Origin of the sequence: Sphingomonas sp. CFBP 13720 (genome assembly GCF_014842075.1) — a bacterium.
GTDB lineage: Bacteria > Pseudomonadota > Alphaproteobacteria > Sphingomonadales > Sphingomonadaceae > Sphingomonas.
In genome coordinates this window covers 1-325 of the sequence record NZ_JACYVA010000026.1, presented here as the reverse complement: position 1 = coordinate 325, position 325 = coordinate 1, and the positions used below count along the sequence as shown (strand labels likewise).

Annotated in this window: 1 protein-coding gene; it reads right to left on the bottom strand. The window is 67.7% G+C overall.

What is annotated here, in order from left to right:
- On the bottom strand, positions 1–325 hold a 325-nt coding region (locus tag IFT55_RS17130), incomplete at both ends, for a serine hydrolase domain-containing protein (RefSeq protein ID WP_192093565.1).

Here is a 325-nt window from a genome sequence, read left to right as displayed (position 1 = left end):
TCGACGAGTACAACGCCACCGCCGTCGTGCGCCCATGCAACCGGCGGCGCGGTGCCCCGCGCCCATCCGTAGGTACTTCGGCCCATTCCTGCCGGTCGCAGGATCCGCGTCTCGACCACCTGAGCGGCGGTCTGGCCTGAAACTGCCTCGACCAACCGGCCGAGCAGGACGAAACCCTCGCCGGAGTAGCGGAATCGTGTGCCGGGAGCGAACGCGCTTGTTAGCGGCTCGTCCGCTTCGTCGCGCCAGTTAGGCAGGCCGCTAGAGTGGGATAGCAGGTGGCGAGGCGTAATTGATCGCGTCGCGGCATCGGCGGTGAAGGCGA